Source organism: Duodenibacillus massiliensis, assembly GCF_900128485.1.
Lineage (GTDB): Bacteria > Pseudomonadota > Gammaproteobacteria > Burkholderiales > Burkholderiaceae_F > Duodenibacillus > Duodenibacillus massiliensis.
This window is the reverse complement of sequence record NZ_LT635857.1, coordinates 24713-32618: the sequence shown is the minus strand read 5'-3', so window position 1 is coordinate 32618 and position 7906 is coordinate 24713. Positions and strand designations below refer to the sequence as shown.

Genomic DNA, 7906 nt, shown 5'->3' with positions numbered 1-7906 from the left:
TCCTTCTTGAGTTCAGACATGGCCGACATCTGAGCATCATGGAGCTTCTTGTCAACCGCATCCGGATGATTGTTAAACCATTCGGCCCAGGCATCCACAGCGGAAGCGAGATAGCCATGCTTGCGGCAGAACTGGCCGAAGGCAGTCTCGCTCATGAAAGCTTTGGCATTCACAGCAGTATGGGCTTGAAGGTAGGTCACTCCTTTAGGGAGCTTGAGGCTGGTCATGAGCTTGGGATTTCCTTTGTTGGGCAGCGTGCCGCAACCTGCTTGCTCTCTGGCAATCCTGAGCCAGTACGAGATCGTTGATTTGCCGATCGAGTACTGCTCCACGGCTTCAGAGATGCTGAGCTCCTTGCTCAGCAGGCACGCTACGACGTTGTCTTTGAACTCCTGCGAATATCGCATGTTTTGCCACTCCATGAAAGGTTGAAGGGGTGGCGAAAGGTAGTATGACATCTAATGCAACGCCGGCGTCAACCTCTGGGTCGACGTCACGGGTGAACGCTACGAAGCCGACAAGCTCGACAACAACGGCAGCTTCCGCTCCGACGCTGGTTATGCCATGTTCGGCGGCGACATGCAGGTCGCCGAAGGCTTCTCGGCCGGCATGGCTCTGCAGTACGGCGACGCTTCGGTTCGCAGCGACATCTCCTCCATCAAGAACAGCATCAAGAACTACGGCCTGACGGCTTACGCCAGCCAGAAGTTCGGTGATGCGAAGGTGGTGGGCGAACTCGCATGGCTCAAGTCTGAAAACAAGATCACGGCTTCTCAGACGGCCATGAACCAGAAGCTTGACGTGAACGTCTACTCCGCCGGTGTGCGTGCTCAGTACGAGCTTGCCGCGGGTGCCTTCAAGTTCGTTCCGAGCATCGGCCTGCGCGTCTCTCATCTGGAAACGGATGACATGACGATCGGCACGATCAAGGCGACGGACTCCGACCTCACCTATGTCCAGATGCCGATTTCGCTCCGCATCTCGGGCGGTGAAGTTGCGGCCTCCGGCTGGACGTTCGCTCCGAGCTTCAAGGTTGCCTACGTTCCGACGTTCGGCGACAAGGAAATCAAGGTCTACGGCGCAAGCCAGGACGTCCTTGACATGTCGCCGGTCCAGGCCGACTTCGGCCTGCGCGCCGTCAACGGCAACCTGATGTTCAATGCCGACATGATGATTGGCGGCGGCGAATACGGCACGTCGTCCATCGGCGGCAAGGTTGGCGTCAAGTACGTGTTCTAACCCGGCCTTCAAAGCCTCGGCGCTCAGGCGCTGAGGCTTGAAGAGATCAACGCCCGGTTCTTCCATTGCGGAGGACCGGGTGTTTTTCATTGTGCGCTCGGCATGAGCGCTTTCTAACGGGTGAAAGTCCCGAGTGCAGGGGGTAGCACCAAGCACATAGCCAAGAGCAAGGGTGTCCGCCGCGAGGCGAGATCTGAAGGAAGCTGGAGGCAAACCACTGACCTGACGTACAGAAACTGCATAAGGCATTCGAAGATGGGTAAGTCTGCAAAACAAGATGAAGCCCGAAGCTACACGGAATCCGAGGTGTAGATGCAGCAGGTACAGAGGATGTAAGGTTTTTTGTGTCCAGGCGATAATAGCGCTCCCGTAGGGCGCGAAAGGAATCACCGTGGCACACCGTACACCCAAAATAAACGACACCGTAAAATTTACCGACCAGCAGCAGGCCATTCTGAACGATGCCGTAGAGCAACTGATGGAAGCCGGCANCGGTCGAGCCGGCCATCACCATCCGGTGCATGCCGCCAGTTCTGCAGCGTCCGTGGGGTAATGCCGACTGCCTCGCAGGATTGCCTCTGCGACAGTCCTTTCGATTGACCGAGTTCAACCAGCGAAACGATTTCCTGGCGATCATGGGCACTGATCAGCTTTCCTTTACCCCNCTTAACGCAGGCTCATTTCAACGAAGCGATGAAGATCGTAGCCCAACGCTTCATCAACGCCGCCCTGCAAGGGGAACTGAAGCACCATTTGACACAGGAAGACGAAAATCTCAACGAAGAGGAATCGTCGGCTGAGCGCGTTGAAAACAAACGCAATGGGTACAGCAAGAAAACTCTTCACGGCAATAAAGGCGATTTAGAAATCCAGGTTCCCCGCGATCGCAAGGGGACTTATGTTCTCCGCCTGGTACCCAAGCACTCACGGCATTTCAATGACTTCGATGACGCCATCATCGATTTATATGGACGCGGATTGTCTACCCGTGAAATCACTGAGTTCATCAGAAGTCAGTACCACGTTGAAGTGAGTGCCGAATTCATCAGCACCGTGACGGAAAAGGTAAATGACGACGTACGGCAATGGCAAGGCCGTCCGTTGGATTCGGTCTACCCGGTGGTGTTCTTTGACGCTTTGCGCATCAATATCCGTAAGGACGGCGTCATCAAGAAGATGGCGGTTCATTTGGCTCTCGGCGTACGTTGTGACGGCCGACGCGATGTGCTCGGCATGTGGGTTCATGAAAACGAAGGCGCGGTTTTCTGGACGTCGGTATTTACGGAATTGAAAACCCGTGGCGTAGAGGACATCCCGATCGCCGTCACAGACGGCCTCAAGGGTATGACGCAAGCCATTGAGGCCGTATTTCCCCAGGCGCAACATCAAACCTGCATTGTCCATCTCATCCGTGCATCTGCAGCCTTCGTCAGCCACAAGGATCGAAAGGCTGTAATGGCCGGCTTAAAGCCCATTTACCAGGCCAATACCCCCGAAGAAGCGTTGGCGCCTTTGAAAATAGCTTTATGGGCAAACGTTACCCGCATGTAGCGCAGAGTTGGCGCTCTGCCTGGGCACAGGTGATACCCTTCTTCAACTTTCCCCGGTCGATTCGGAAGTTGTTGTATACGACCAACAGTATTGAGGCTCTCAACCGTGGCGTTCGGAAGGTAATCAAAACTCGAACCATGTTTCCGCATGAAGAATCCGCCAAGAAGCTGATTTACTTGGCACTTCAGCGCATTATGGAAAAATGGAAGCTGCCTGTTCGTGCTTGGAGTGAAGCCGTGCCGGTGTTTGCAGCCATGTACGGTGAGCGATTTGCTGCTGAGCAGGCTTAATTGCCGCGTAGTACTGAAACAGTGTTTCAGCATAGCAGTTGCAGGGTTACAACTTAAGGAGACGAAACTGCGATTTTTCCGGTAGCGGCGCGCCGCTGCATAGCCGCCCCCATGGGGGCGGCTATGCAGCCCTCCCATGCCGCCGTCGTACCCTGAATCATCGCATTACCACTGATAGAAAAATTGGGGCTTGACAGCCCCGAAGTACCTGGGGTTAAATACCCCTGTTAGCGAGCCAACAAGCTCAACCGTAAACCCGCGCTAGACACAAAAATCTACACACACCCCACGCTTTGTTACGATGCCAAGTAATTCGCAAAGATTCGAACAACTCGGTACTGAGTGCGAATCCCTGCAGTTGTCTGTTTTTGGCAAGGTTGCCGGCGTTTATTCCCGATATGTCAAATTCTGCTCAAGAGTCCTTACAAGCTCCCTTGTCGGGGCGCTACTTTTTACTTCTTCAGGGACCTCAAAGTCATTTTTTCAGGCATTTGTCTAAAGCTCTGGTGAAGGAAGGGGCTCGTGTGGATAAGGTCAATTTCTGCGGCGGCGATCTGATGCTGTGGGGATTGAACCGAAAGGCGCTCAATTACACGGGGACGCTTTATGAGTGGCCGGAATGGATCGGCCGCTATTATCGGGAAGAGGGCGTGACAGACATCTGCCTGTATGGTGACTGGCGACCTCTGCACTGGGAGGCCGTGCGTCTTGCGCATGCTCGCGGCATTCGTGTTTGGGTTTTTGAAGAAGGCTACCTGCGTGCAGGCTTTTCGACTCTGGAGGAAAACGGCGTCAACGGAAGGTCGTCGTTGCCCGTTAATCCGCAGGATATTCGCGAGATGGCGGTTGGTCTGCCCGATCCCAAGGCGATCGTTGTCGAAAACGACATTCACGACAAGGTTGTCAAGGCCATCCTTCATCATGTGGGCAACGTTTGCTTCTGGCCGAAGTTTCACAACTATCGCACCCATCGTCCGACCAACATTTTCTTCGAACTGCTGGGCATTCTTCCACGCTATTTGAAGAGAAAGTCGCGTCAGGAGCGCTCGATGGAGCGCTGGGCAGACTTTCAGAAGTCTGACGATCCGTACTTCTTCTATCCGCTGCAGCTGGTTTCAGACAGCCAGGTGCAGCTTTATTCGCCCTATGTGCGCGTGCAGGAGGCCATTGCCGATGTCTTGACTTCATTTGCCCTTCATGCTCATCCCAAGACGAGGCTGTTGATCAAGAATCACCCGCTTGACAACGGGCTGATCAATTACGGCGAGTTCATCAAGGGGTTTGCGGAAGAACTTGGCATTTACGATCGTGTGACATATGTGGAAGACGGATCGACGCCCGACATGATTGCCGGGAGCCGCGGCGTCGTGCTGATCAACAGCACGGTCGGTCTTATGGCACTTGATCAGGACAAGCCCGTCTACTGCATGGGCAGATCCATCTACAACATTGAGGGATTGACGCAAAGCCTTCCGACGACGCCGCTCGATGTGTTCTGGTGTGCGCCAAAGGCTCCCAATCAGCCGCTCTATCGCGCTTTCAAGCGCATCTTGAATGCACAGGCTCTTGTTCACGGTAATTTCTACTCAGCTCAGGGCATCAGTCTGGCTGTTGCGGATTCGGTGCGCAGATTTGAGGATTCTCATGTACACCTCCAGCCGAAGCATCGTCAGATTGTCATGCGCTCGCGTGATGAATTTTCCAAATATCGCAAGTTCGGCATCTAAGTCAAAACAAGACACGAACTGCAATTTTCGAATTCTTGAGAGAAGGGAATTTAGTTTTCATGGTCGCAGCAGACATCGATTTTCGCGTTGCAACGCCTGATGATGCTTCTACGGTTGCCGGGATCATCACCGAAGTTTCGGAAGGGGTGATTGATCATCTTTTGGGAGGCGTTTTTCCCGGGATGAAGCCTCAATCCATTCTTGAGATGATCCTTGCCAGAGGAAGCGGAAATCTCGATCTCAAAAACATCCTTCTGGTCAATGTCGGCGGCGAACTGGCCGGCCTGCTTTTTGCCTATGACTCCAAGCTTCAGAAGGTTTCCGACATCATGTTGGGCTTTTTGGGAGAGACGAAGGTCAACGAAATGCGTCCGTTGCTAGAGGCCAAGGCAGATAATGCGTATTGGATCAATACTCTCTGGGTGAACGAAGCGTTTCGCGGTCAGGGGCTGGCACAGCTGTTGATCAAGCTTGCCGAAGACATGGCGCGCGGCGTGGGGTGTAGCAGTCTTGCGCTTCATTGCTGGGCGGACAACGAACGAGCCCGTCGTTTTTATGAACATCAGAACTTCGTCCTTAAGGGAGAAATCCCGACGGCTTCGGCACTGAAGGCTCGTCATCCGAAGGCCGGAGAATTGTGGGTCAAGCAGCTGGCCGACGACGCAAGGAACGTGCAGTGAAGACGGTAGCCATTGCCGGAGCAACCGGTGGAATCGGACAAGCACTTGCCCGCGTCTATGCGGGTGAGGACTCACGTCTGCTGCTGGCCGGCCGGCGTTTGGATGTATTGACTGATCAGAAGCGGTTGTTGGAAAGGATGGGGGCGACGGTTGAGATTGACGCCTTTGACATGCGCGATATTGAAGCCGTCGTTCGCTGGTGCCAAAAGGCGGTAAGTTTGAACGCAACGCGCGTGATTCTGGCAGGCGGTGTCTCTGCTTCAGTGGAACCTGCGTTCGGTCGTGATGGTGCTGTTGCGTACTATCTGCCGGAAGCCATGACAGACTTGGAGCGTGAGCTTTCCGTGAATGCGGTCGGCAATGTGCTTGCGTGCAATGCATTTGTGCGAGAACTGATGAAGTCTTGTCCTAGGGGCGTGGCCGGGGAGCGTGTGCAGATTGCTTTGGTGGCATCGCTGGCCGCATTGACCGGGATGCCCGGGTCGCCCGGCTATTCTGCGTCCAAGGCAACGCTTCGTGTGTATGCCGAGGCATTGCGTCGATTGACGTTAGGTAAGAATATCGGCGTAACGGTTCTGTTTCCCGGCTTTATCGAATCCGACATGAGCAGGCGTTATCAGGGTGCGAAGCCGTGGCTGATGACTGCGGAGGAGGGAGCTAGAAAAATGAAGCGCGCCATTGAGGCGGGCAAGTCCGAATACGCCTTCCCGAAGATTCTGGCCATCGGCATATCACTTCTGAATCTATTGCCGGAATGGCTGCAGCCGCTCTTCTTGAAGGGCTTTTTCTTTACGGTTCAACCGGATCACGAAAGCAAGACAAGCCGCAGGTGACGTCTTGAGTAAGCACAGATGCAAAGTTTCATATCCTATGCCTTGGCCTTGATCGCGTTAAGCGGTTGTTTGATTGCGGCAAACCGTGAAGCTACGCCGAGAACGTCTTATTCGAACAGTTTTGGCAAGGGCCTTTGGGTAGGGGATGTTCTTTGCGCAGGACTGGTGCTGGGCATTTTCTCCTTGATTCTGCTGTTGACGGACAGATTTCTGACAACGATCGCAATCGGACTGGTGCTGATTCTTCTTCTTTGGGCGGGAAATCGACTGAAGGTTGCCATTCTGAGTGAGGTGCTTGTTTTTTCTGACATCTTTCTTGCCGGACATGCGCTTCGTTATCCGCGTCTTTATTTCGGATATGCCCCGAAATGGGTTTGGCCGCTGTTGATTGTTGGCTGTGCGGGATTGGGGTGGTGCTTAACGCTCGAAAAGCCGATCGACGTGTTGACGCTCGGGGAGCGCATGAGCGGAGTACTCGCGATACTTTTGATTTGTGGCTTGATTGCACTCCTTTTAAGGAGGCCTTCGGTTGGAATTATTCGCTTTCTCGGTCGGCATCCCTTGAGCTTTGATGCGCAGGTTGATGCCGGAAGATACACTCCGCTGGGCGCGGCTCTTTTGCATGTTCTTCATCACGGGCAATGCCGCTATCGGCTTCGCCTTCGTTTTCGGAAGCACAGTGACGGATCCACGGAATCGAATTCCGGCAACCCGACAGAACATCGCTTGTTGATTCAGGCGGAATCCTTTGTGCCTCTTCATCGCTTGCTTGACAGGCCGAGTCAAACCCCGATGATTGATCGTCTGATGTCCGTGGGGAAAAGCGGCAGGCTGAGTCTCGACTGGCGCGGTGCGTACACGATGAGATCCGAATTTGCCGTCTTGACAGGGCTTGCGCCAAGAGAATTGGAAACTTATGGGTTCGATCCCTACCGTCTCGCGGCGATGATCCCCATGGACAGTCTGGCGTGGAAGATGAAGGTGAAGGGTTACCGAACGGTTGTCTGCCATCCCAACGATGCTCGATTCTTCGATCGCGACAAGGTGATGAAAAATTTTGGCTTTGACGAGTTTATCGATTTGACCGATTTAAAAGAAGGCTGGCCTCAGATGGTGGCGAAAGATGCTCTGTGCGGACACTATGTGAGTGATTCCGCTCTTCTCCAATGGGCTGTCGACTATCTGCGTGAATCTGAGGTGCCGACCTTTTTGTTCATCATAACCATAGAAGCTCATGGCCCGTGGGATCCTTCGAAGTTTGACGGAGCCGCTTCGCTGACAGAAGTTGAACGTTATGAAGTTCATCTTGCGCATCTAGACAAAGGGGTAGCCAGAATCGTCAAGGCTCAGGAAGAGGGGGAACCATTGTCTGTTCTCATGTACGGCGATCATTTGCCTGGACTTGAGATTCTACGAAAGAAGACTCGTGAAATACCTTCCGATACGGCGTGGTTGATGTGGAATCTCACGGCTCTGGATGGGTTGAAATCGACGAGGAATCTGGATGTTGCAGAGAAGACAGGACTGAAGCCGGAGCAGTTGGGCGGCTTGTGGATGGATAAGGAATGACGAGTCTGGAACAGGTG

At 53.7% G+C, this 7906-nt stretch carries 5 protein-coding genes and 2 pseudogenes; 6 read left to right on the top strand and 1 reads right to left on the bottom strand.

Annotated features, from left to right (window positions below; translation table 11 throughout):
- The coding region (locus BQ7486_RS12025; protein WP_162272219.1) for a transposase at positions 1–407 on the bottom strand (407 nt) is incomplete at its 3' end.
- 82 nt (positions 408–489) lie between these two features.
- Here BQ7486_RS12025 and BQ7486_RS01860 point away from each other — a divergent pair.
- From BQ7486_RS01860 to BQ7486_RS01825, 6 genes and pseudogenes are all read left to right on the top strand, one after another.
- A pseudogene (locus tag BQ7486_RS01860) lies at positions 490–1239 on the top strand (autotransporter outer membrane beta-barrel domain-containing protein); the annotation flags it as partial.
- A 653-nt stretch (positions 1240–1892) separates the two neighbouring features.
- Positions 1893–3080, top strand: a pseudogene (locus tag BQ7486_RS01845) (IS256 family transposase); the annotation flags it as partial.
- A 524-nt stretch (positions 3081–3604) separates the two neighbouring features.
- The gene (locus tag BQ7486_RS01840; RefSeq protein ID WP_162272218.1) at positions 3605–4807 is read left to right on the top strand and encodes a capsule biosynthesis protein; all 1203 of its coding nucleotides are present in this window, start codon (positions 3605–3607) and stop codon (positions 4805–4807) included.
- A 59-nt stretch (positions 4808–4866) separates the two neighbouring features.
- A complete protein-coding gene (locus tag BQ7486_RS01835) occupies positions 4867–5487 on the top strand; it encodes a GNAT family N-acetyltransferase (protein WP_074008753.1) in 621 nt (206 codons plus the stop codon).
- Positions 5484–6320 carry an SDR family NAD(P)-dependent oxidoreductase gene (locus BQ7486_RS01830; protein WP_074008752.1) on the top strand — a complete coding sequence of 279 codons (837 nt, stop codon included), beginning with the start codon at positions 5484–5486 and terminating at the stop codon, positions 6318–6320. Before BQ7486_RS01835 ends, BQ7486_RS01830 begins: the two co-directional genes overlap by 4 nt.
- Positions 6321–6338: 18 nt before the next feature.
- Positions 6339–7889: an LTA synthase family protein gene (locus tag BQ7486_RS01825; RefSeq protein WP_074008751.1), complete on the top strand. Its 1551-nt coding sequence runs from the start codon at positions 6339–6341 to the stop codon at positions 7887–7889.
- Positions 7890–7906: the final 17 nt, after the last annotated feature.